Here is a 22,049-nt window from a genome sequence, read left to right as displayed (position 1 = left end):
GGCCGGCCTCACCGCTGCGGCAGCGGGCGGGAACGCACCAGCGTCGGCCACCAGAACCACGGTCCGAGGATTCTGACGATGCACGGTACGACAAACGAACGCACGATCAACGTGTCGAGCAGCAAGCCGATGCATACCGTCGAACCCACCTGACCGATCGTTCTGAGATCGCTTGTGAGCATTGCCAGCATCGTGAACGCAAATACCAACCCTGCGGATGTCACCACACCACCGGTGCTTCCGAGCGCACGGATCAGACCGGTATTCAATCCGGCGTGAAGCTCCTCTTTGACACGAATAATCAACAGAAGGTTGTAGTCCGAACCCACCGCCACCAGGATGATGAACGTCAGCGGCAGTATCAACCAGTGCAGGGACAGACCGATGAGGTGCTGCCAGACGAGGATGGAGAGCCCGAACGCTCCGGCGTACGAGAAGGCCACGGTGCCGGGAATCACCAAGGCGGCCATCAGACTTCGCGTCAGAAACAACATGATCAAGAAGATCAGCACGAACGCCGCGATCGCCACGATCAGCAGATCCGAGGCGGCGTACTCCTTGATGTCCTTGTCGTTGGATCCAGACCCGCCGATATAAACTCTCGCCCCGGCCAACGAGGTCTCTTTCAGCGCCGTGGTGATCGCTGTGGGGAACTGTTCGACATGCTGCACCCCTTCAGGCCCCATCGCGTTGCCCTCGTGGGTGACGATGAAGCGAGCAGCCTCGCCGTCCGGCGACATCAAAAGCGCCATACCGGTTTTGACATCTTCATTGTCGAAACCTTCTCGCGGGATGTAAAAGAAGTCATCGCTGCGGGAACGATCGAAATCAAGCCCCACATTGACCAAGTCGTCGAATGTCTGGTCAGTCTGGGTGGACTGTAGAGACGACTGGCCGTAGCTGCTGACTAAAAGAGCGGCCAACGCCTCCGAGTCGTCGGCAGTGAGTTTCAGCTGTGTGATGACTTGCGGCAAGAGCCTGTCTAGGGCCTCGAGGGAGGTTCTGGCGTCCTTGATGTCAGCAGCCAGGTGGTCGATGTTGTCGAGCCCATCGAAGAGTGATCTGAATGCCCAGCAGATGGGAATGTCGAAACAGTGCTTCTCCCAGTAGAAATAGCTCTTGATCGGCCGGAAGAAGTCGTCGAGATTTGAGATTTCCGAATTCATCTCGTCGGTGATCTGTTGCAAATCCTCGACGGTGAGCACCGTCTTGTGCAGCTCATCCGACATCCTCTGGAAGAACACGATCTCTTTGCGCAAGACTTCGACAGAGTGTGTCGTGATCGCTGCCTGCTGGTCGGTATTGGCGTTTTGCTGCTTGTTGAACGGAAGCTGTTGACCGTTCCCGCTGCCCTGCGTGGTGAACAAGTAGGGGAGCGTGGCGTGTTCCAATGGTCGGCCCAAGGGTCTGGTGATGCTTTGCACCATCGCGACGCCGGGAAGCCGAATGAGGCTCTTGGCCACCCGGTCTAACGAGATGAAGTCAGCTGAGTTCCGCATGTCATGATCCGTCTCGATCATCAGCATCTCGGAGAACAGCTTGCTCTTGGGGAAGTGCCGATCCGCCGCCGCGAAACCCTGATTGGCGGGGGCACTGTGCGGTTGGTACTGACGGTCGTCGTAGTTCTGCCGGTACGTCGGCACGAAGATCGCCCCGAACACGACGGCAGCGGCACTGGCCGCGAGGACCGGCACCGGCCACCGCACCACGCTCGTGCCGATCCGCCGGTACAGCTGCGCCTTGGCCTTCCCTCTCGGGTCGAACAGTCCGAAAAGGCTGCCCACGGTCAACAAGGCCGGACCGAGCGTCAGCGCTGCCGCGATGTTGAACACCATGGCGATGGCGACCGCCGGCCCCATGGTGTGGAAGTAGTTGAGGCGCGCGAAAGTCAAGCAGAAACACGCCCCCGCGATCGTCAGCCCCGAGCCAAGGATGACGGGCGTGACGCTCTTATAGGCGGTGTAGAAGGCATCCTCCCTGCCTTCGCCGGCCTGCCGCGCCTCGTGATAGCGGCCCATCAAGAAGATGCCGTAGTCGGTCCCCGCTCCCAGGGTCAGCGCGACAACGATATTCACGGCGAATGACGAGAGCTCGATGTACCCCAAATGCCCGAGGGTTGCGACAACCCCCTTCGCGACCAGCATCTCGATCAGGACTCCGAGCAGGGGCACCAGCAGGTTAGGGATGGACCGGTACACCAGCAGCAACATCCCGAGGATGAGGAAGATCGTCACAATCGTGATGTTGTTCAAGCTCGAATTGGCAATAGCCACCGTGTCCGAGGCGAGCGGAGCCGCGCCGCTGACATAGGCCTTGAGCCCGGGCGGCGGCGTGTCCGTCGCGACGATATGCCGAACGGCGTTAACGGATTCATTCGCCTGCATTTGGCCGATATCGCCCGCAAGACGCAGCAAAACGTACGCGGCCTTGCCGTCGACGCTCTGCGCTCCCGCCGCAGTGATCGGCTTCCCCCACAGATCCATCACGTATTGCACGTGCTCGGGGTCTTGCTTGAGCCGACGCACCAAGTCGTCGTAATACCGATGATCCGCATCACCCAACGGCCGGTTGGCTTCCAGCACGAGCATCGTCAAGTTGGTTGAATCGGACTCGTGGAACTTCTCGCCGATGCGCAGCAGCGCCCGCTGCGAGGGCGCGTAGTGCGGGACCATCGGCCCTGCGAGTTCTTCCGCGACCCGCTCTACCTGCGGCATGAAGGTATTGGTCGACACGGCGAGCAGGGCCCAAAAAGCGATGATCGGTATCGCGAAGACGCGGACCATTCTGGGGACGAAGGGTCGTCTCGCCCGATACTGCGCCCGATGCTCGCTCACGCGGACTTCACCCTGCACATGACGTGCGCGTCCGCGTGAGTATCCGATTGTTCATCGCGGACAACGCCATTCACCAGCATTCGGCAGCCGAGTTGACCCCCGTGGACCTGCGCCGAGATGCTGCCCGATACCACGGTGAGGGTCGTCGTCTCGGTGTGGGACCACGGCAATGTCGTGAGACTAATTTGATGCGGATGCCCGTCGATGTCCAAGTAGACGAGCATCCCGCCCTCGCCGGCGGAGCCGAACAACTCATACGTGAGCTGTTTGGGGGTGAACTGCTCAGGTGCTGCCGGGCCATTGACGGTGATGACGGGCGGGGGAGCGGAGAACTGATGCACCTTCCACATGGCCACCGCACCCGCGCCGACCGCAACGACGGTAACCAAAGGCATCCAGAATCGCGCCAAGACAGTCCTGCCGACTGAACGAGGGCTCACTCCATCACCTTTCGAGACCCCGTCCGGACATCGCCTTCTCGCCCCCGCTTCCGGCTTCGCGCCAACGCAAATAGTAGACGGTCATGTGCCCAATGGACAGAGCCGCCTGCTGGTGGCCGCGCCAGATGCCGTGGCTTGCGTCAACGGGAATTCTGCAGACGCCGTTTCAACCTTGCGCTGCGGAGAATCTGAGTCGTGAAGTTCATGGACGCCAACATGGGAAACACCCCGAGAAATGTCCGCTCGGAGGGGGTCGCTCCGTGCAGGTGGTAGAGACTGCCGAACACATAAAAGCATCCGACCATGAACAAAGCGCCGGGGATGCACAATGCCATCACGGAGCCACGAGCAGTAGCGACTTGCTTCGCAAAGTCCAATTCCTCGGCCGACATTGCTTCGCGTTTGCGGACTTTACGCAGAACGGCTTTCGCGCTGCCTACTTCTTCGCTTATCGGAGTCGGTGCTCGGTCCCCCAGCCGTCTCACATACACAGCAGCAAAGGCGGCGAACACCAATGTCAGCGCAAGGGCGACTATGGTCAGAAAACCAAACAACGCCGAACCCACGATTCCGCTCCCTCGCTTCGCCGTCGAACTTAGCACCACGCACCTTAGAACGATCGGCCACGCCAGCGGCCGTTACGTCAGTGAGGCGGTGTAAATCTCCTCGATATTCGATCCGAGCTTCTCGTCGAATTCCGCATCGCTCTGGTCAACCGTCAGCCCCTCGGTCAGCGCTCGGGAGAAGCTCGCGATGAGGTGGTGACATTCGGCCAGGATCGTGCAGCTTTCGGCGAGGCTGTAGCCGCCGGACAACGCGACCACCCGTAGAACTCGGGGATGCTCGATCAACGGCGTATAGAGGTTGTTTTCGTCCGGCAAAGTCAGCTTGAGCATTACCTGCCCGTCGCCCGCCAGCTCGTCGAGCTTTGCGTGCAGCGCTTCCACCAGCAGGCTGTCCGCTTTGGCCTTGTCGGGGCATTTGATGCTCACCTCGGGCTCCAGGATCGGCATCAGCCCACGCTCGGCGATCTTGTGCCCATACTCGAACTGCTGCTCGACGATGGCCTTGATGCCCTGCTCGTTCGGCTCTTGGATGAACGAACGCATTTTGGTGCCGAAGATGCCCTTGTCAACGGCCCGATCCAGTAGCGACTCGAGCTTGGTCATCGGCTTCATCAGCTGCACACCGTTCTCGGCATCGCTGAGTCCTTGGTCGACCTTCACGAACGGGACGACGCGCTTCTGCTTCCACAGGAACGCCGCGGTGTCCTCGCCGTTGATGCTGCGGTCCATCGTCTGCTCGAACAGGATGGTCGCCAGAACTTTGTCGCCGGTGAAGCTCGGACTTGCCATCAGCCGCTCACGCATCTCGTGGATGAGATCGAACATCTGCTCTTCGTTGTCGTACGCGTCGTCCGCAACGCCGTACAGCTTCAGAGCTTTGGGGGTGCTGCCACCGCTCTGGTCCAGCGCAGCGATGAAGCCCTGCCCTGACTGCATCCTGTTGCGTTGCTCTTCGTTCACAGCAGTCCTTCCTTCGTTTCTGCATCGGGCCGTCTGACGCGACCCCCACGGGTGCCGGCCGAACGCGTGCGGTCCCACCTTCTAGCATGGCCTGCCGCCGCCTTTGCGGCTACCACTTGCGAGAGCCGCGCAAACCGCCTTCCCTCTGCACCTGCCGCGGCACCTATACCGTTGCGGTTGCAGAAAGGAAACCGATGGCACAGTCCGCCGACGACTCCACCGCAGGCCTGCTGCAAGAACTGCTGTGGGCCTACGGGCCGTGCGGCCAAGAAGAGGCGGTGCGCGCTGTGTGCGCCCGCGAGCTGCAACCCCTCGTCGACGACATGTGGACCGACGACGCCGGGAACCTGGTCGGCTACATCGGCGCCGCTCAAGGCTCGAACGACGACGCTGCGGCGCACCAGCAACGTCACCGGTTGGCTTCGACCGCTGGGCCCACCCCCGCGACGCGGGTCATGGCCCATATGGACGAACTGGCCATGCTCGTCAAGCGGGTCGAATCCGACGGCTCGCTGCACCTGACGCAGTTGGGGACGATGTATCCGGGCAACTTCGGGCTCGGGCCGGTGGCTGTGCTCGGCGCCCAGGAAACCCTTACCGCGGTGCTCACGCTCGGCTCCGAACACACCACCAAGGAGAGCCCGCGGATCTGGGAAACCAAACCCGACCAGGGCGACAAGGCGCTGGATTGGCAGCATGTCTACGTCTTCACCGGCCGCAGCACCGATGAGCTGGCCGCCGCCGGGGTTCGCGCCGGCACCCGGGTGTGCGTCGACCGGAGCAAGAGAACGCTGGTCGAGTTCGGCGACTACGTCGGCGCGTACTTCCTCGACGACCGCGCCGCGGTGACCGCCCTGCTGCGCGCCGCTCGCCTCCTACGCGAGTCCGGACGACGACCCGTCGACGACGTCTATCTCGTGTTCACCACCAACGAGGAGATCGGCGGGGTGGGCGGCAATTACGCCAGCGCCGCGCTGCCGGGCAGTCTCACCCTCGCTCTGGAGGTCGGGCCTACCGAGCAGGAGTACGCGACCAGCGTCACCGGCGGGCCCATCGTCGGTTACAGCGACGCGTTGTGTGTCTACGACAAGGATGTCGCCGACCGGCTGATGACGATTGCCACCGACCGTGGGCTGCATCCTCAGGCCGCGGTGTTAGGCGCGTTCGAAACCGACGCCTCCCACGCCAAGGCGGCCGGGCTGACACCGCGGGCGGGGTTGTTGTGTCTGCCTACGCTGAGCACCCACGGTTATGAAGTCATCGCCCGCAGCGCAATTGACGCCATGGCAGGCATCATCGTGGACTTTGTGCTGAACCCTGCTGGAGACGGCCACTAGCGCACGTCGTCGAGCACGATTACTGCGACGGTGCGGGGCTCATCGATCCGATCGAATAGGTTTCCCGCCCGGTCGGGTATCCGCCGCCGTTGGTGGCGATATGAACATGGTCGTAATGGTTGAGGGTTTCCGAGCCGTAGTCTGCCGTCCAGCTCGGCGCGCCGATACCTGGGTAAAACTTCTGCCTCCAGATCACGTGGAGCACGCCCCACCGTCTGGCATTCGCCAACGCATACCCGGCGATCTGGTTGCCGAGCTCGATACCGTCGGGTGTGTGATGGTTCGGGATCATCACGTCGATCGCCAACCCGTTGGGATGCCATTGCAAGGGATCCTGCCGGTACCCGCCGATGGTGGTGATCTGTGGAAACAACACGCTGATGGCACGGGCCGCCCAGATGGTCTTGACCTGCAGGCCCTGTTCCGGCGCAATGCCGGCGGGTAGGTCAAACTCGAATTGCTGGGCAGCGGCGGGCGCGCTGGCCGCCAGCGAACTGACCTCAGCGGCAGTGGCGATGTGCGGCTCTGAGTGGCCGGCGGCGGGCGGGGCGCCTTGTACAGGTTTGGCGTCTGTCTGTGCGATCGCCGACGACTTTGCGCAGCACGGAGCCTCTGTCCCTTGGGCGTACAGCATTCCGCCGAACACGACGAGTGAGCCCGCCAGGGCCAGCCATCGGCCCCGCTGGTTAGCTAACAGCCGTACGCCCACGCAAGCACTGTAGTGCGCCATATGAGGCGCCGTGGCAATCTTCGCGTGATGACAAGTTGTCAATAAGACAGCGGGGACGGTTGCGACCGACGAACAGTACTGTCAGACCATGACGCGAGCGATCCAGACCAAGGTGTGCGTGGCCGGCGGCGGTCCGGCCGGCCTGGTGCACGCCCTCCTGCTTGCCCGAGCCGGAATTCCGGTTGTCGTCTTGGAGAAGCACAATGACTTCCTGCGCGACTTCCGCGGCGACACTGTGCATCCGAGCACCCTGCGCATCATGGATGAGCTTGGCATCGTCGATGAGCTCCTGCGGTTACCGCACACCAAGGTCAACCGTGTCGCCTTCGACACCGACGGCTCGATACGCACCTTCGGCACTTTTGGTGTGCTCAAACGGCTGGGCTTCAAGCACCCTTACATCGCTTTGATGCCCCAATGGGACTTCCTCGACTTCCTCGCTGAAAAGGCTTCTGCCTACCCGGAATTTACGTTGATCCGCAATGCGGAGGTCAAAGATTTGATCTTCAATGGCGATCGAGTGATCGGGGTGCGCACGCCTGACCTCGAGGTGCACGCCGACTTGGTGGTCGGCGCGGACGGGCGCAAATCCGCGGTGCGGGCCGCGGCCGGTCTGGAGGTCGCCGCGGCGCACTCTCCGATGGACGTGCTCTGGTTCCGGCTGAAATGGCGCCCCGGCGATCCGGAGGAGCTATACGGGGTCATCCGCAAGGGCTTCACCATGGCGCTGATCTACCGCAGCGACTATTGGCAGATCGCGTATCTGATGCCGAAGGGTTCGAATCCTCGCGACGAGTCGCTCGAGGCGTTCAAGCAACGCATCGTGTCGGTGCGACCGCAGTTGCGCGAGCACGTCGACGACCTTGAATCCTGGGATGAGACCAGTCAACTCGACGTGCGGGTGGACCGGCTCAAGACGTGGTGGCGCACCGGCCTGCTGTGCATCGGCGATGCGGCCCATGCCATGTCACCGATCGGCGGGGTTGGCATCAACCTCGCTGTTGCCGATGCGGTGGCAGCGGCCAACATCTTGTGCGGACCGCTGCGCGACGGCCGTCTCAACAATGCCGATCTCGCGAAAGTGCAGCGCCGGCGAGAGCTGCCAACCCGGATCATCCAGGCTATTCAAGTGTTCGCTCAGGACAGGGCAATTGCGCCGAACTTGACTGGTGATCTATCCCCGATCCGCATCCCGAAGATCGTCGGTCGGGGCCCGTTGCAATTCATCCCACCGATCACCTTCGGACGCGGTGTCCGCCCCGAGCATGTGCGCACCCCGGACGCCCACGCGGCCTGAGCTAGACTCGCGCGGACATCACACGGATACGACGTCGCGGTCGGGAAACTCATGGATCTGCAGTGGTCAACCGAAGAGCGGGCATTCCGCGATGAGGTCCGGCAGTTTCTCGACGAGAAGTTAACTCCGGAGTTGCGGCGCGCCGGCCGGTTGATGACCAGCGTCTACGCCGAGCACGACGCGAGCATGGCGTGGCAGGCGATCCTGCACGAGCGGGGCTGGGCGGCGCCGGCATGGCCGGTCGAATACGGTGGCTGCGACTGGAGTCTGACCCAGCACTACATTTTCAGCCGCGAATCGACGCTGGCGGGTGCACCGTCGTTGTCCCCGATGGGGATTCGGATGGTCGCGCACGCCATCATCGCGTACGGAACCGACGAGCAGAAGGACTACTTCCTGCCGCGGATCCTGACTGGCGAGGTGTTCTTCTGCCAGGGGTACTCCGAGCCCGAGGCGGGGTCGGATCTGGCCGCGCTGTCGATGGCCGCCATCGCCGACGGCGACGATTTGGTGTGTACCGGCAGCAAGATCTGGACCACCCATGCCGCCGAGGCCAATTGGATGTTCGCGCTGGTGCGCACCTCCCGCCTGGAGAAGAAGCAGCAGGGCATCACGTTCGTACTGATCGACATGGCCTCACCCGGCATCGAGATTCGCCCACTGGTGATGACCTCGGGCGAACAGATCCAAAATCAAGTGTTCTTCGACGAGGTGCGGGTGCCCAAAGCCAACGTCATCGGCGAAATCGACAACGGCTGGACGGTTGCCAAGTTTCTGTTGGAGTTCGAGCGCGGCGGCGGCGCGGTAGCACCGGCCCTGCAAATAAGCGCCGACGAGATTGGCGAAGCGGCCGAGGGCCGACCCGGTCTCGGCGACGCTTTCATGCGCAAGCTTGCCGACGCGCGGATCCGTGCCGAGGTGTTGGAGATTCTCGAATACCGGGTGCTCGCCGCCGTGGGCGAGGGCCGCAACCCCGGTGCGGCGTCGTCGATGCTCAAGGTTCTGGGCACCGAACTCAGTCAGGCACTCACCGAACTCGCCCTGGAGGCGGCCGGACCGCGCGGCCGGGCCTACCAGCCGCACGTGACTGCGCCGGGCGGTCCGATCGCCGAGTTCGAACCGCCCGCCGACGGGTACCAAACCGGTGAGCCGTGGCAGGCCGTAGCACCGCTGCGGTACTTCAACGATAGAGCCGGCTCGATCTACGCCGGCAGCAACGAAATTCAACGCAATATCCTCGCCAAGGCGGCACTGGGACTGTAGATGGACTTCAATCTGACCAACGAGCAGGAACTGCTGCGCGACGGCCTCGCGAAGTTTCTCGCCGCTCGGTACACCTTGGAAAAGAGCCGCGAAGCCGCTAAGACCGGAGCCGGTTGGCAGCCCGCTATCTGGCGCGGCTTTGCGACCGAGCTGGGCATTCTGGGAGCTACGTTGCCCGAGGACGTCGGTGGAATCGGCGGTGGCCCAGTGGAACTCATGATCATCAGCGAGGCACTGGGCCATGCACTGGTGGTCGAACCGTATGTGGACACGGTCGTCGTTGCCGGCGGACTGTTGCGCCGTGCTGGCGGCCAGGCGGCGACCGCGCTGCTGGAGAAGATCATTGCCGGCACCGCGGTTGTGACGTTAGCCGGCGTCGAACCGGACTCAGGTGATCGCTGGCAGGAGGTGTCGACGCAGGCCGAACCCGACGGCGAGGGCTGGGTATTGAACGGCTCCAAGATCATGGTGGTGGCCGCTCCGCTGGCAACGCACTTACTGGTCAGCGCCCGCACACCGGGCGTCGATGGAATCTCGTTGTTCCTCACCGATATCGGCTCAGTCGGTATCGAGGTCCATCCGTATCGAACCATTGACGACCGCCGCGCAGCCGACATCACGTTCAACGATCTGCGGCTGCCGTCCGAGGCGCTACTCGGCGAACCGGGCCTGGCAGGGCCCTCCTTAGCCCGGGCACTCGACGAGGGCGCCGCGGCGATCTGCTCCGAAGCGGTTGGCTGCATGCGAAAAGTCTTGGCGGACACCGTCGAATACTGCAAACAGCGTCAGCAGTTCAGCCAGCCGATCGGCAGTTTTCAGGTGCTGCAGCACCGGATGGTCGACATGTATATGGAACTCGAGCAGTCCGTCGCCGCGGTCTATCTCGCGATCCTCAAACTCGAGGCCGACGAGGCGACCCGTGCCCGCGCAGTGTCGGCCGGCAAAGCCACCGTCGGCCGGGCGGCACGGTTCATCGGCCAGCAAGCCGTGCAGCTGCACGGCGGAATGGGGATGACCGAGGAGCTGGCCATCGGGCACTACTTCAAGCGGCTCACCGCAATTCAGTACGAGTTCGGAACCACCGATCAGCACATCACCAGATACGCCGTGCTAACCAAGGCGCACCTATGAATCAAGTAGCGGTGATCACCGGCGGTGGGGGCGGCATGGGTGTAGCCACGGCCAAGATCGTCGGCCGCGACCGCACCCTCGTCCTCTGCGACGTCAGACAGGACCGGCTGGAGACCGCGGCCGGCGCGTTAACGGATCTCGGGATCACAGCCACGATCGTCAACTGTGACGTCACCGACCGGCAGGCAGTTACCGAGCTACTCGAAATCGCATCCGGTCTCGGGACGGTCGCCTCAGTGATCCACACTGCCGGGGTCAGCCCCAGCATGGGTGATGCCGACTACGTCATGCGGACCAACGCGATCGGCACGCTGAACGTCAACGAGGCCTTCTACCACAGGTCTGATGAAGGCTCCGCAATCGTCAACGTGGCGTCGATGGCAGCCCACTTGTTGCCCGAAAACATCACCCCGACACAGCATTTCCCGCTGGCGCTGAAAGATGAAGCCCGTTTCATGACGGAAATGACGTCGGTGTGCAGCATCGTCCCCGAGGAGGCCCGCTCTGGTCTGGCGTACGCGATCAGCAAGAGCTTCGTCCGGTGGTACTCCACCTTGCAGGCCGAAAGGTTCAACGGCCGGGGCATCCGCATCGTTTCGGTTTCCCCTGGTTCCATCGACACCGAGATGGGCCGGCTCGAGGAGCAGGCCGGCGCCGGCGCGCTGGTCGCCGACGCAGCGGTGCCGCGGTGGGGCAAGCCCGAAGAGATGGCGGAGTTGCTGGCCTTCTGCGCGAGCGACAAAGCCGGTTACCTCACCGGCACCGATATCCTCAGCGATGGCGGAGTGGTCGCGTCCATGCAGGAGCGAGCCAGGGTGGCAGCCGAAAACGGTTAAACCGCAAAGTCCTTACTCTCAGTCGTGTCGGTGCAAGAAGCCGTGCAGAGTCGCTTGGACGAGTTCGTCGACGATGGCTTCGCGAGACGGCTGCTTGGTGCCGAAGTAGGTCGAACGTAGTGCCGCCATGCCGGCGATCATCGCCACCGTCGAGTGGGCCGGCAGGTCCGGCTGGCTGGAGCGCATCCCACGAAGGTGCATGCCCTCCGCGCTGATCTGTCCGAGCACCCTCAGTGCCCGTCCGATGTCGGCAATGCCGGCGTCGGCGATTTCCTCGTCGCCGAGCGTCTCGGAGGCAAGCAGCGTCAGCAGCAGCCCGCGGTGTTCCACCAGCACGTCGTAAAGGTGCCCGACGAAATGTCGCGCCAGTTCCTCCTCATCGGTTTCCTCGGGCACCACCGATTGCCACGTCCTGCCGAATTCATCGACGAAGTCGGTGAAAGGTAGCACCAGGGCCTGTCGGAACAGACCCGCTTTCGAACCGAAGTGACGGAAGAGCAGATGCTCGGTGACACCGGCGGCTTCGGCGATTTCGCGCGTCGTCGTGCTGCGGTAGTCCCGGCGGGCGAAAAGATCACGAGCAGCATCGAGCAGCAGCGTCCGCGGTGCGCCGCGGGGCCGGCGCGCAGCGCGGGCCGGCGATTCGGCCGCGGTCGGCTTGTTAGCGGCAGGGCGCTGGGTCACGGGTGTTCACTCCTCGGACCGCGTCTCGGCGGTTGACCGCTTTGAAGATAGTCGCCACCGCCGGATTTTTAAGATAGTGTCCACTATCTGTAAAGCGCCGGAGTCGGTATCGGAAGGGGCGTGGGCGTGGGTGCAGTCATCATGCTCGGCACACTGTTCGGACTGATCGCCCTGGTGTTCGGCCTGGTCAGTTACTTCGATCCGGAAGCACGCGGGGCCGCGAGCCAACAGGGTGACGGGTGAGCGCCGAGCTGACCCCGCTGCTGAAGGCGGGCCTCGCCTTCGCCTACATCGGGGGCGTTAGCTTTCTCGCGATCGGTGTGTACCTGAGCTTGCGTCGCCGCCGCGTGCACCCGCTCCTGTTGCTCAGCATCTCGGCAATCTCGTTCTCGTGGATCGAAGCGCCCTATGACTGGGCGATGTACGCACAGTTCCCGCCCGCGCTGCCGCGCATGCCCTCGTGGTGGCCATTGAACATGACGTGGGGCGGGTTGCCTTCGTCGGTTCCTATCGGCTACATCTCCTACTTCGTGCTGCCGGCCGTCATCGGTGCCGCAGTGGGGCGGCGGCTGAGCGCAAAGTTTCACTGGCGCAGGCCGTTCACGTTGCTCAGCGTCGGTCTCGTCGTCGGCTTCTGCTGGGCGTTCCTGTTCAACGCCATCCTGGGGGCGCGGCTGGGCATCTTCCACTATGGCTACGTGATCCCGGGGCTTGCAGTGTCGGAGGGGACCAAACACCAGTATCCGATTTACGACTCTCTCGCCATGGGTGTGCAGATGATGGTCTTCACCTACCTGCTCGGACGCACGGATTCCGAGGGACGAAATGTCATCGAGATGTGGGCCGACAAGCGCGCCAAGGGTCGCCTGCAATCGTCGGTGCTGTCCATCGTTGCTGTCGTCATCGTCGGAAACCTGCTCTACGGAGCGGTTTTCGCGCCCCACCTCGCCACGAAGCTAGGCGGATGGGTGACCGCAGGACCGACAGCGCCGCTGTTCCCAGGGGTTGAAAACCAACCGCGGTAGGCACGCCCAGGTGTGGTTCAGAGCAAGGAGAAGGGATCAGTGATCACCAACCCGACCGCCGAGCTGTACTACGACCCGTTCGACTTCGACATCGACGACGATCCCTACCCGATTTGGCAGCGGATGCGTGCCGAGGCGCCGCTCTACTTCAACGACAAGTACAACTTCTATGCGTTGAGTCGCTATGACGACGTCGTCCGGGCGCTGCCCGATTGGCAGACCTATCGGTCCGGCCGCGGCACGACCGCCGACATCCTGTTCAGCGGCATCGAGGTGCCCCCGGGGATTTTGCTGTTCGAGGATCCACCGCTGCACGACTTGCACCGGCGCTTGTTGTCGGGAGTCTTCACCCCACGCCGAATGCTCGCCGTCGAAGGGCTGGTGCGTGACTTCTGTTCGCGTGCATTGGATCCGCTTCGTGATCGGGACGGGTTTGACTTCGTCGCCGATCTCGGTGCGATCATGCCGATGCACACGATCGGCTACCTGTTGGGCATTCCTGAGGACGGGCAACAGCTGATTCGCGATCGCAACAACGAGCGCATAGCTGTCGACCGCCAGCAGGGGGACATCAGTCCGACCATCTTTGAAGATGCGATCACGATGTTCGCCGAATACATCGACTGGCGGGCGACGCATCCCTCCGATGATTTGATGACAGATCTACTCAACGCACAGATTGAAGGCGAGGACGGATCGCTGCGCCCGCTCGACCGCACCGAAGTCCTGGCGTACACCGCGATGATCGCCGGCGCGGGCAACGAAACCACCGCTCGGCTGATCGGGTTCATGGGGCAGCTGCTCGGCGAACATCCCGATCAACGACGCGAGCTCGTTGCCGAACCGTCGCTGATTGCCTCCGCGGTGGAAGAGACATTGCGCTACCAGGCGCCGTCACCGGTGCAGGCGCGTTACGTCGCGCGCGACACCGAACTCTACGGCCACGTCGTGTCCGAGGGCTCCTACATGTTGTTGCTCAACGGGTCAGCTAATCGCGACGAAACACGATTCAGCGATCCCGATCGCTATGACATCCACCGAGAGGGTGGGCATCTGAGTTTTGGGCGGGGACTGCATTTTTGCCTCGGCTCGGCGTTGGCCCGGCTCGAAGCCCGGGTCGCCTTCGAAGAGGTCCTCAACCGATGGACCGACTGGGAAGTCGACTACCACAACGCGGCTATGGCGCATACGTCCAGTGTGCGAGGTTGGGCGCGCCTGCCCGTCAAGACCGGGTAACGCACGGGCAGGTTTACCTGCCGTTGCGTTCGCGGTGTTTGCAGCCCGGCCAGCAGCAGGGCCGGCGCTTGCCCTCTTCCAGTTCCTCCTGGGTCCGGCGGATCCGGCGCTCGCGCGTCTTCTCCTGTTTGGCGTCCTCGACCCAACAGATGAACTCGTTGCGCGCCAACGGCGTGATGTCGTTCCAGGCCTCAAGTGCCGTGGAGTTGACGATCAGCGCCTCGCGCAGGTCCGCCGGTAGCTTGTGCACCACCCCGCCGGCCACTTGCTTGCTGCTCACCGGGACAGCGTAACCCGCAACACCTATTTGCCTTTCAGGCTGCCGATCTGGAGCGAAAAGTCGATGCGCTTCGAGGATTTGGACTGCGTGGCGCGCTCGACTCCCTCGACGTAGCTTTCGGGGTCGCGATCAACGATCGGCACGCCCTTGGTGGTTGCATGCGCAGACATGAACTCGCTGTATTGCCGGCCGAGTGCCTCACGAAGACCGATCGGGGAGTGACGGCGAAAGTCCGAGAGCCCTTCGCGCTCTTCTTCGGCCATGTGGTCATCGTTGGCTACTCGGGTGCGGCCGACCGCTGCCCACCACTCCACAGAGCCGATGCGGCACGCGTTGGCAGCCCGCACTCCGTCGCGAATGTCGTTGTGATCACCGATGGCATCGAGCGTCTCCCCTTCGGGATCATCGGCACCGCGCGTCAACAGTTGGGGGTAAAAGATCTTCTCTTCGATATAGGCGTGGAGATCGAGCTTGTCCGCCAGCGGACGCCATACCCGTTCGAGTGCCGCCCCGTCGAGGGGTGTCTGCGCTTGCAGATAATCCAGCTCGGCGAACCGTTCACGGAACCAGTCATGGTCAGCGAGAATCAACATCGTGATGTCAGCCATTGCGACTCCCAGCATTCCCTAGCAGTCAGCCCGCTGCCACTCACTCGTTGAATCCGGCACGACAGACGAGAATGGGCCCAGCGGTGATCCAACTGGGCCCTTCTGCCTAGGAGGTGTTAGTCGTTGGTGTCCTGGTTGGACTTCTGTCGCTCTTCGGCGGCCTTCGCGCTACCGCGGGCCGCTTCGGCTTCGGCTTCCTTGCGCGCCGCGTTGCGTTGGGCTTCGGCTTTGTCCTGCTGAGCCTTCGCCTCCTCGACCAGTTCGTCATTGCCGGTCACCGCGCCGGCGGCTTCTTTGGCCAATCCTTTGGCGCCCTCGACGACGCCCCTGATGGCTTCCCCAGGTCCGCTCTTGTCCGCCACATTTCCTCCAATTTCGTAGCTCGACGGCATTCGACCGTCTCAGGCGATTCAGTTCCCGCAGGGCGAGCAACGCAAACCTCGGCAAACAAGACAGGCTGGTCAGCAGCGGCACGCCAACCGAGTTGAACTGCCGGAATTCGGCACCTCGGTGACAGACATCACAAGCATTGGCGAATACGCCTTTTCCGCAGAGATCGCGCTGGCTCGGCGTGGCACCTCGCACAACACGGCCGATCGTGGTCTGGTGGACGTCGATGTCGTCCACCGGGTTTTCCAAGCTCCGCTCAGTCATCGCCGCGGTGGCGTGGGCCGCGTTGCTGACGACCCCGGTGCCGTCGGCCAGTGCGGCTCCCGCCACCGACGCCCACGGCTACCTCGACTCCACCGCGAGGTGCGCCGAGCCGAACTCGACGGTGGCGTTCGGCAGCACTGACACCTCGCGGGTGGCGATCTGCAAAACACCGGGCGGCCAATACGAGTACCGCGGCGTGCGGGTGCGCGACGGCGCCACCCTGATCCGTCCGGCCGAGCAGTCCGGCGACGGAAAATTCGTCGCAGAAAACGACGGTATCGACTACACGGTCACCGCAAGCTCTTTGGTCGTCAGCGCTGGCGACCACGTGATCCGCGACGAACCGATGGTGGACTTCCACGGCGCGCAAACGCCCCAGGCACCGGCGACGTCAGCACCCGCGACCGCAACGCCACCCACGCCGTTGCCGCCACCATTGCCCGCCGAGGTCGGCGGCTAGCCGGCCGGGCCGGCCAAACCTCAGGTGCCGCAGAAGGTCTGGTAGGCGCCGAAGTCCTCCGGTGCCGGCTCGGCGTAGCGCTCGAGGCCGGGCCGCTCGTCATAGGGGGCGGTCACTGCGGTGAGGAGCTGCTCGACCGGCTGCACATCGCCGTCGGTTGCCGCGGCGAGGGCCTCCTCGACGAGATGGTTGCGGGGAATGTAGACCGGGTTGACTCGGTCCATCATGGCTGCATCCGGACTCAGCGGCAGCCAGCGCGCCAGCCACGCGTCGAACCCGGCGAGATCGAGGAAGAGTCCGCGTGTGGGCTCTGTGTCGCTGCGAGCCGCTCGGCCCAGCCGGTGAAAAAATGAGGTGTAGTCGACGTGGCTGGACTGCAGCAGCCCTAGCAGCTCATTGACCAGTGGCGCCGCGACGTCCTCGGCTATGTCGTCGGACAGCCCCAGCTTGGCCCGCATGCCCGCCGACCAGGCAGCGTCATAGCGCTGCCGGAAACATCCGAGGGAATCCTGCGCGAGCGCGACGGCTTGCTCCCGGTCGTCGGCGAATAGCGGAAGCAGGGCTTCGGCGAACGCGCCGAGGTTCCACTCGGCCATAGCGGGCTGATTGCCGTAGGCGTAGCGGCCCCAGAAGTCGATCGAGCTGAACACCGTGGCCGGGTCGTAGGCCTCCATGAACGCGCATGGCCCGTAGTCGATGGTTTCCCCTGAAATCGTCATGTTGTCGGTATTCATCACGCCGTGGACGAACCCGACCAGCATCCAGCGCGCGACCAGCGACGCCTGAGCGGCGATCACCGCATCCAGCAATGCGAGGTAGGGCTGCTTGGCCTGCGCGGCGTCCGGGTAATGCCGGGTGATCGCGTGATCGGCGAGGCGGCGCACTAAGTCGACGTCTCCGGTGATCGCCGCGTACTGGAAACTTCCCACCCGCAGGTGGCTGCTTGCCACGCGGCAGAGCACGGCTCCGGGCAGCAGTGTTTCCCGTGGTACTGAGTGCCCCGTCGCCACGACAGCCAGGGATCGGGTGGTGGGGATACCCAGAGCGTGCATTGCCTCGCTGACGACGTATTCGCGCAGCATCGGGCCGACTGCGGCCAGGCCGTCACCGCCGCGGGCGAATGGCGTGGCTCCGGACCCCTTGAGGTGCAGGTCGCGGCGGCTGCCGTTGGTGTCGACGCGCTCGCCGAGCAGCAGCGCGCGACCATCGCCCAGACGCGGGACAAATCCGCCGAATTGGTGTCCGGCGTAGGCCTGCGCGACGGGCTCGGCGCCGGCGGGCACGAGGTTGCCGACCAGAAACTTCAGCCCGTCTGGGGCGCGCAGCCAGGAATGGTCGAACCCCAGTTCAGCGACCAAGGGCTCGTTGAGCACGAGCAGTCGCGGCTGCTGAACCTCCTGGGCCGTCCAGCGGACTGCCATCTCCGGTAGGTCGCGGGAGAAGCAGTCCGCCAGGACGATGCTGGTTTCGGGTGCAACGCTCACCCCACCGAGGGTACGGAGCAGTCGCCCGGGTAACCGCTCGCGACAGCGCGGGCGGCCTCGGCCCGCTCCCCGCCCGAGCGCTCAGACCTTTAGGCTGAAATCTGCGTCGGGGAGGCTGAAGCAATCGGGAGGTGACGATGACCGGACTGCTGGAGCGCGACGATGTCAGCGATGTCAGCAACTCCGCCGAGCCAACGCAAGCGATGATGCCCATTCGGCCCGCCCCGCGGGGGTTCACGCCCCGGGGATGGCGCGAAATCGGCTGGTTGACCTGCGGTTTCGCTGGCAGTTTGGCTATCGGCTGGTTCATTTTTCTCAGTCCCGGCGAGCTGGGAACCAGGGCGGAGTGGTTTTTCGGCGCCGCGGTTTGCGGCGTCGCCCTGGTGTCGTTGTGGCAGACCAGCAGCGTTCAGCGTCAGGCCAGGCAGAACGCGGACGAAGCCGTCGAACGAGTGCGAATGGAACTCGCCACCGCCGAGGAACGATGGGCGCGTGAACTGGACCTGACGCGCACTCTGCACCGGACCGAGATCGACGCACAGCGGGAATTGCACCGCGCCGACTTGGAAGCTCAGCGGGAGCTGGCTCGCGTCGAGCGAGTCCAGCTCCGCAATCAACTCCAGAAGCAAGCCATGATCGAGGTATCCCGCGCGGTGGGCACACACACCCAAAAGCTGGCAACCCTGTGGAAACAGGGCTCGGATGTCCTGGACATCGAGGACCGCGACGAGCGGCAGCGCTTGATGAGCCCGATCTTCGATCAGATCGGCCAAGTCGTCAACGATTTCTCGGTGGAGCTGCGCAGTGCTCGGCTGCTGATCGAAGACGACAGTTTGCATCACGCGTTGAAGCGTGTCGGCGACGCGGCGCTGATGGCGGTCGAGGTAGCCGAAGACCTGCACAACGCGGTCATCGAAGGCCATGCACCGCAACCGGATTCCATCACCTCGGTACAGGGCCTGCTGCACACCCGAGCCACCGAAGCTCGCGGGCTCGCCTGGGATCTGCTGCGAACCGGCCTGGAGCAGAACAGCTCTCAGTAGTCGGGAATCGGCAGCGGAGAGTTGTTCGAATCGATGCCGCCGTCGACGTGAAACGTGGCGTTGGTGGCATAGCAGTCGCGCGTGCACAGATACACCGTGAGTCGCCCCAGGTCTTCGACGTCGCCGAGGCGATGCAGCGGGGTGCGATCTTGCATCTTCTCCAGCGATCCGGGCATCAGATCCAGGCTTCCTTGCAGTCCGTCGGTAGCGAACGAGCCAAGGGCGATGGCATTGACCCGGACCTTGGGCGAAAGTTCTTGCGCCATCGCCCGAGTGAGTGCCTCCAGTCCGCCCTTGGCGACGCAGTAGGCGGTCAGCGCGCGAATGCCGAACCGGGCAGAGCCCGAAGAAATGTTGACAATGGAGCCGTGCCCGGCGCTCAGCATGTGCGGCGCCACCAGCTGACTCATCATGAATGCCGATGTCACGCACCAATCGAAGGTGTGCCTGAAGTCTTCATCGGTGATGTCCAGAAACCGCGCGTAGGTGGACCCGCCGACGTTGTTGACCAGGATGTCGATGCGGCCGAAGCGCTCCATGGTGGTTTTCACGACGCGCTGGCTATCCGAGCGGTTCATCGCGTCTGCCACGAGTGCCAGCCCGTTGCCGCCGGCGTGCTCGATGTCGCTGATCGTCCGGTTGATTTGCGACTCGGTGCGCGCAGTGCCGACGACCGCGGCACCCGCCTCGGCCAACACCCTGGCGATGCCCGCCCCCACGCCGCGACCGGCCCCTGTGACGATCGCGACCTGTCCGTCCAGCTGGAACTGCTCCATTGCCATCGCTTGATCTAAGTCGAACTGACTGACTTTAGTCAATGAGATATAGGACAAGCCCGGAGACCGCCTTGACCTGACCGGCCTGATCACACGGTCGGCCGGCGAGCCCAATTGGGGTGCTCGAGAAGATAGCCTCTCCATTAGGATCGCATAGAGGACCAAAGATGGCAGTGACGGACGGGTTGTCTGCACGTGACGCGAAACGCTTGCAGACGAGGGAGCGACTGATGGGCGCGGCCGTTGCGGAGTTCAAGCGCTCCGGGATGGCCGAGGCCGATGTCAGCACCATTGTGACAGCTGCGGGGGTGGCCCACGGGACGTTCTTTTTCCACTTCCCCACCAAGGAGCATGTGCTGCTGGAGTTGGAGCGGCGTGAAGAGGATCGCATCGTCAAACAGTTGGCGCAATTCCTCAAAGGGCAGCGCGATCTGGTTGCCGTCTTGAATGAGGCCGTGCGTCTGGTGATGGGGTTGGAACGCCGACTCGGAGACATGCTCTTCAAAGATTTTCTGGCACTGCACTTCTCGCAGACCCGTCCACCCACCGAGGACGGCCGGGATCATCCGGTGATCGTTTTGGTGGCGCAGGAAATTGAGGATGCTCGCCAGCGCGGCGAGACCGACCCGGACGTCGACCCGATGAACAGCGCGGTGTTCTTCTTGTTGGGTCTTTACGCGCTTTTGATCACCACGCACGACTGGCCAACCCGGCGCGAGCTACTCGATGACTACGTCGCGAGGACGTTACGCAGCATGGCGCCGTCGCAGGCGGGCTGATCGCGGCGGCCGTCTTCGCTCTTGGTGACTGAAGTCAGTTTTGTTATGTTGGACCCGCCAGTCCGGGCGGCTCCGACGAGGAGGGTTGGTGAACCTGTCCAAGCTGATCCAGCGCGATACCGGCAAACAGCCGACGGCCTCGGTTTCGACGGCGCCTTCTGCGCACGGACTGTCCTTCGACGAACACATGGCCCAATCGCAACTCGCGCAGCGCCGAGCCGATAAGTGGCTGATTTCCGGCAGCCTGCTGATCGGCACTGCGGCGCTGGGCATCTTCGGGCTGCCACTGTTTTTGCGCGGAGTGTGGTTGCTGCGCCGCGCACAGCGTGACGGGCTGTCGGTCCGGCCGCTGCTGGTCACCCTGCTCGGCTATCTCGTCATCATCGACGCGGCGATCAACACCGTGGGGTGGGCCCTCGACCTGGTCGCCAATCACACCTTGTTGGCCCGTGTGCTGCTGAACGGGTGGGGCAACATGTTCGACGCGGGCTACTTCTGGCACTACAACGAACTGTGGCTCGGCGGCGCCGCGGGTCCGGGCGAAAAGGCTTGGGAGGTCGGACTGATTCTCACCGTCTTCACGATGCGGATCGCCGCCGGCATCGGGTTCTTGCAGATGAAGCGCTGGGGCCACCAGTGGATGATCATCACCTGCTGGATGGGCGTGGTGATCTGGTGCGGTTACGTGTTCAACATGACGATGTTCGCCGACGTGCGCTTCGCCGGGGTGGTGCTGCCGGTCATCGGCTGGTGGCTCTACGACATCTTCTACATCACGCCGTTCCTGGCAATTCCGTATCTGCACACGGTCAACCGCGAGATCTTTTCGGACTGACGTCGACGCCCCAGTCGAGGGTGAATCGTTGGCTTCGAGCGTGAATCGTGGGCGGGATTTTCGCCGAATTTTCGCCCCGGATACACACTGAAACCCGTTAGCGCGCCGTCGCGGATGGACTGATTCGTTGACTCATATCATTGACTTCAGTCAGTCTAGGGACTACAAAGACAAGACATGGCTCCCCGGGTCAAGACGTGCGCACGCGAAGTGCGCCGACTGCAGACCCGGCAGCGCATCCTGGATGCGGCAATCACTGAGTTCAAGCGCTCGGGCATGGCCGACGCGGACGTCAGCGCAATCGTGGCTGCTGCGGGCGTCGCGCACGGCACCTTCTACTTTCACTTCCCGTCGAAAGAGCACGTCCTGCTCGAGCTGGAGCGCCGGGAGGAGAGCCGAATTGCCACCCAGCTGGCCCAGTTCCTGGACACCACCGTCGACCTCACCGCACCGCTGACCGAGGTAATACGCCTGGTCAAGGGGCTTGAGCGGCAACTAGGTGACAGACTCTTCAAAGAGCTGTTGGCCCTGCACTTTTCGCCGTCACGGCCGCATACCGACGAATGGACCGATCACCCGGTGATCGTCTTGCTGGTCCGTCACGTCGAGCGGGTGCGTAGCGACGGCGAGGTACACCCGGAGGTCGACGCGTTCTACAGCGCGATCTTCTTCCTGCTCGGCGTCTACGGCGTGCTGACGACAACGCACGATCCGCAGGCCCGCGACACGATGCTTGACGAGCTGGTCGCTTCTGCGGTGCGCGGACTGGAGATCCGATGACACATCCGCTT

The 22,049-nt window shown here is 63.4% G+C and carries 23 protein-coding genes; 12 read left to right on the top strand and 11 right to left on the bottom strand.

Going from position 1 to position 22,049, the window contains the following annotated elements:
• Positions 1-8: 8 nt before the first annotated feature.
• The 4 genes from AC5Y5W_RS11620 to AC5Y5W_RS11605 all read right to left on the bottom strand — a co-directional run bounded on the left by AC5Y5W_RS11620 (position 9) and on the right by AC5Y5W_RS11605 (position 4,800).
• A complete protein-coding gene (locus AC5Y5W_RS11620; protein WP_500009579.1) occupies positions 9-2,783 on the bottom strand; it encodes an MMPL/RND family transporter in 2,775 nt (924 codons plus the stop codon).
• A gap of 47 nt (positions 2,784-2,830) precedes the next feature.
• Positions 2,831-3,229, bottom strand: coding sequence for an MmpS family transport accessory protein (locus AC5Y5W_RS11615; protein ID WP_500009578.1), 399 nt, complete (start codon positions 3,227-3,229; stop codon positions 2,831-2,833).
• Between the two features lie 185 nt (positions 3,230-3,414).
• A complete protein-coding gene (locus tag AC5Y5W_RS11610; RefSeq protein ID WP_500009533.1) occupies positions 3,415-3,840 on the bottom strand; it encodes a hypothetical protein in 426 nt (141 codons plus the stop codon).
• Between the two features lie 72 nt (positions 3,841-3,912).
• Positions 3,913-4,800, bottom strand: coding sequence for a fructose bisphosphate aldolase (locus AC5Y5W_RS11605; RefSeq protein WP_500009577.1), 888 nt, complete (start codon positions 4,798-4,800; stop codon positions 3,913-3,915).
• A gap of 194 nt (positions 4,801-4,994) precedes the next feature.
• Between AC5Y5W_RS11605 and AC5Y5W_RS11600 the strand changes: the two genes are divergently transcribed.
• Positions 4,995-6,137, top strand: a complete 1,143-nt coding sequence (locus tag AC5Y5W_RS11600; protein WP_500009532.1) for a peptidase M42 — start codon at positions 4,995-4,997, stop codon at positions 6,135-6,137.
• 19 nt (positions 6,138-6,156) lie between these two features.
• Here AC5Y5W_RS11600 and AC5Y5W_RS11595 read toward each other — a convergent pair whose 3' ends face one another.
• Positions 6,157-6,846: a VldE C-terminal domain-containing protein gene (locus tag AC5Y5W_RS11595; protein ID WP_500009531.1), complete on the bottom strand. Its 690-nt coding sequence runs from the start codon at positions 6,844-6,846 to the stop codon at positions 6,157-6,159.
• A gap of 109 nt (positions 6,847-6,955) precedes the next feature.
• Between AC5Y5W_RS11595 and AC5Y5W_RS11590 the strand changes: the two genes are divergently transcribed.
• From AC5Y5W_RS11590 to AC5Y5W_RS11575, 4 genes are read left to right on the top strand one after another with little or no spacing between them, the layout of a single operon-like run.
• A complete protein-coding gene (locus AC5Y5W_RS11590) occupies positions 6,956-8,164 on the top strand; it encodes an FAD-dependent oxidoreductase (RefSeq protein ID WP_500009530.1) in 1,209 nt (402 codons plus the stop codon).
• A gap of 51 nt (positions 8,165-8,215) precedes the next feature.
• The gene (locus AC5Y5W_RS11585) at positions 8,216-9,427 is read left to right on the top strand and encodes an acyl-CoA dehydrogenase family protein (protein WP_500009529.1); all 1,212 of its coding nucleotides are present in this window, start codon (positions 8,216-8,218) and stop codon (positions 9,425-9,427) included.
• Positions 9,428-10,558, top strand: coding sequence for an acyl-CoA dehydrogenase family protein (locus AC5Y5W_RS11580; RefSeq protein WP_500009527.1), 1,131 nt, complete (start codon positions 9,428-9,430; stop codon positions 10,556-10,558).
• On the top strand, positions 10,555-11,394 hold the full coding sequence (locus AC5Y5W_RS11575; RefSeq protein ID WP_500009526.1) for an SDR family oxidoreductase: 840 nt from the start codon (positions 10,555-10,557) through the stop codon (positions 11,392-11,394). Before AC5Y5W_RS11580 ends, AC5Y5W_RS11575 begins: the two co-directional genes overlap by 4 nt.
• A gap of 18 nt (positions 11,395-11,412) precedes the next feature.
• Here the strand turns inward: AC5Y5W_RS11575 and AC5Y5W_RS11570 are convergent, their stop codons facing one another.
• Positions 11,413-12,078: a TetR/AcrR family transcriptional regulator gene (locus AC5Y5W_RS11570; protein ID WP_500009525.1), complete on the bottom strand. Its 666-nt coding sequence runs from the start codon at positions 12,076-12,078 to the stop codon at positions 11,413-11,415.
• Positions 12,079-12,317: 239 nt separating this feature from the next.
• Between AC5Y5W_RS11570 and AC5Y5W_RS11565 the strand changes: the two genes are divergently transcribed.
• On the top strand, positions 12,318-13,103 hold the full coding sequence (locus AC5Y5W_RS11565) for a spirocyclase AveC family protein (protein WP_500009524.1): 786 nt from the start codon (positions 12,318-12,320) through the stop codon (positions 13,101-13,103).
• Positions 13,104-13,142: 39 nt separating this feature from the next.
• A complete protein-coding gene (locus AC5Y5W_RS11560; RefSeq protein ID WP_500009523.1) occupies positions 13,143-14,339 on the top strand; it encodes a cytochrome P450 in 1,197 nt (398 codons plus the stop codon).
• A gap of 13 nt (positions 14,340-14,352) precedes the next feature.
• On the opposite strand, the gene AC5Y5W_RS11555 is transcribed toward AC5Y5W_RS11560, so the two are convergent.
• The 3 genes from AC5Y5W_RS11555 to mbp1 form a co-directional block, all read right to left on the bottom strand.
• On the bottom strand, positions 14,353-14,619 hold the full coding sequence (locus AC5Y5W_RS11555; RefSeq protein WP_500009522.1) for a YdeI/OmpD-associated family protein: 267 nt from the start codon (positions 14,617-14,619) through the stop codon (positions 14,353-14,355).
• Between the two features lie 23 nt (positions 14,620-14,642).
• Positions 14,643-15,227, bottom strand: a complete 585-nt coding sequence (locus AC5Y5W_RS11550) for a hemerythrin domain-containing protein (RefSeq protein ID WP_500009521.1) — start codon at positions 15,225-15,227, stop codon at positions 14,643-14,645.
• 116 nt (positions 15,228-15,343) lie between these two features.
• The gene (mbp1, locus tag AC5Y5W_RS11545) at positions 15,344-15,589 is read right to left on the bottom strand and encodes a microaggregate-binding protein 1 (protein WP_500009520.1); all 246 of its coding nucleotides are present in this window, start codon (positions 15,587-15,589) and stop codon (positions 15,344-15,346) included.
• 254 nt (positions 15,590-15,843) lie between these two features.
• On the opposite strand from mbp1, the gene AC5Y5W_RS11540 reads away from it, so the two are divergent.
• Complete coding sequence (locus AC5Y5W_RS11540) at positions 15,844-16,341, top strand: hypothetical protein (protein ID WP_500009518.1); 498 nt, start codon at positions 15,844-15,846, stop codon at positions 16,339-16,341.
• A gap of 20 nt (positions 16,342-16,361) precedes the next feature.
• On the opposite strand, the gene AC5Y5W_RS11535 is transcribed toward AC5Y5W_RS11540, so the two are convergent.
• On the bottom strand, positions 16,362-17,825 hold the full coding sequence (locus AC5Y5W_RS11535; protein WP_500009517.1) for a protein adenylyltransferase SelO: 1,464 nt from the start codon (positions 17,823-17,825) through the stop codon (positions 16,362-16,364).
• 137 nt (positions 17,826-17,962) lie between these two features.
• On the opposite strand from AC5Y5W_RS11535, the gene AC5Y5W_RS11530 reads away from it, so the two are divergent.
• Positions 17,963-18,868 carry a hypothetical protein gene (locus tag AC5Y5W_RS11530; RefSeq protein WP_500009516.1) on the top strand — a complete coding sequence of 302 codons (906 nt, stop codon included), beginning with the start codon at positions 17,963-17,965 and terminating at the stop codon, positions 18,866-18,868.
• On the opposite strand, the gene AC5Y5W_RS11525 is transcribed toward AC5Y5W_RS11530, so the two are convergent.
• Positions 18,862-19,650: an SDR family NAD(P)-dependent oxidoreductase gene (locus AC5Y5W_RS11525; protein WP_500009515.1), complete on the bottom strand. Its 789-nt coding sequence runs from the start codon at positions 19,648-19,650 to the stop codon at positions 18,862-18,864. The genes AC5Y5W_RS11530 and AC5Y5W_RS11525 overlap by 7 nt on opposite strands.
• 161 nt (positions 19,651-19,811) lie before the next feature.
• Between AC5Y5W_RS11525 and AC5Y5W_RS11520 the strand changes: the two genes are divergently transcribed.
• The 3 genes from AC5Y5W_RS11520 to AC5Y5W_RS11510 all read left to right on the top strand — a co-directional run bounded on the left by AC5Y5W_RS11520 (position 19,812) and on the right by AC5Y5W_RS11510 (position 22,038).
• A complete protein-coding gene (locus AC5Y5W_RS11520; RefSeq protein ID WP_500009514.1) occupies positions 19,812-20,423 on the top strand; it encodes a TetR/AcrR family transcriptional regulator in 612 nt (203 codons plus the stop codon).
• Between the two features lie 187 nt (positions 20,424-20,610).
• A complete protein-coding gene (locus AC5Y5W_RS11515; protein WP_500009576.1) occupies positions 20,611-21,258 on the top strand; it encodes a hypothetical protein in 648 nt (215 codons plus the stop codon).
• A 177-nt stretch (positions 21,259-21,435) separates the two neighbouring features.
• The gene (locus AC5Y5W_RS11510; protein WP_500009513.1) at positions 21,436-22,038 is read left to right on the top strand and encodes a TetR/AcrR family transcriptional regulator; all 603 of its coding nucleotides are present in this window, start codon (positions 21,436-21,438) and stop codon (positions 22,036-22,038) included.
• Positions 22,039-22,049: the final 11 nt, after the last annotated feature.

The organism is Mycobacterium sp. NGS51 (genome assembly GCF_059812525.1).
This window is presented reverse-complemented; position numbering and strand designations above follow the sequence as displayed.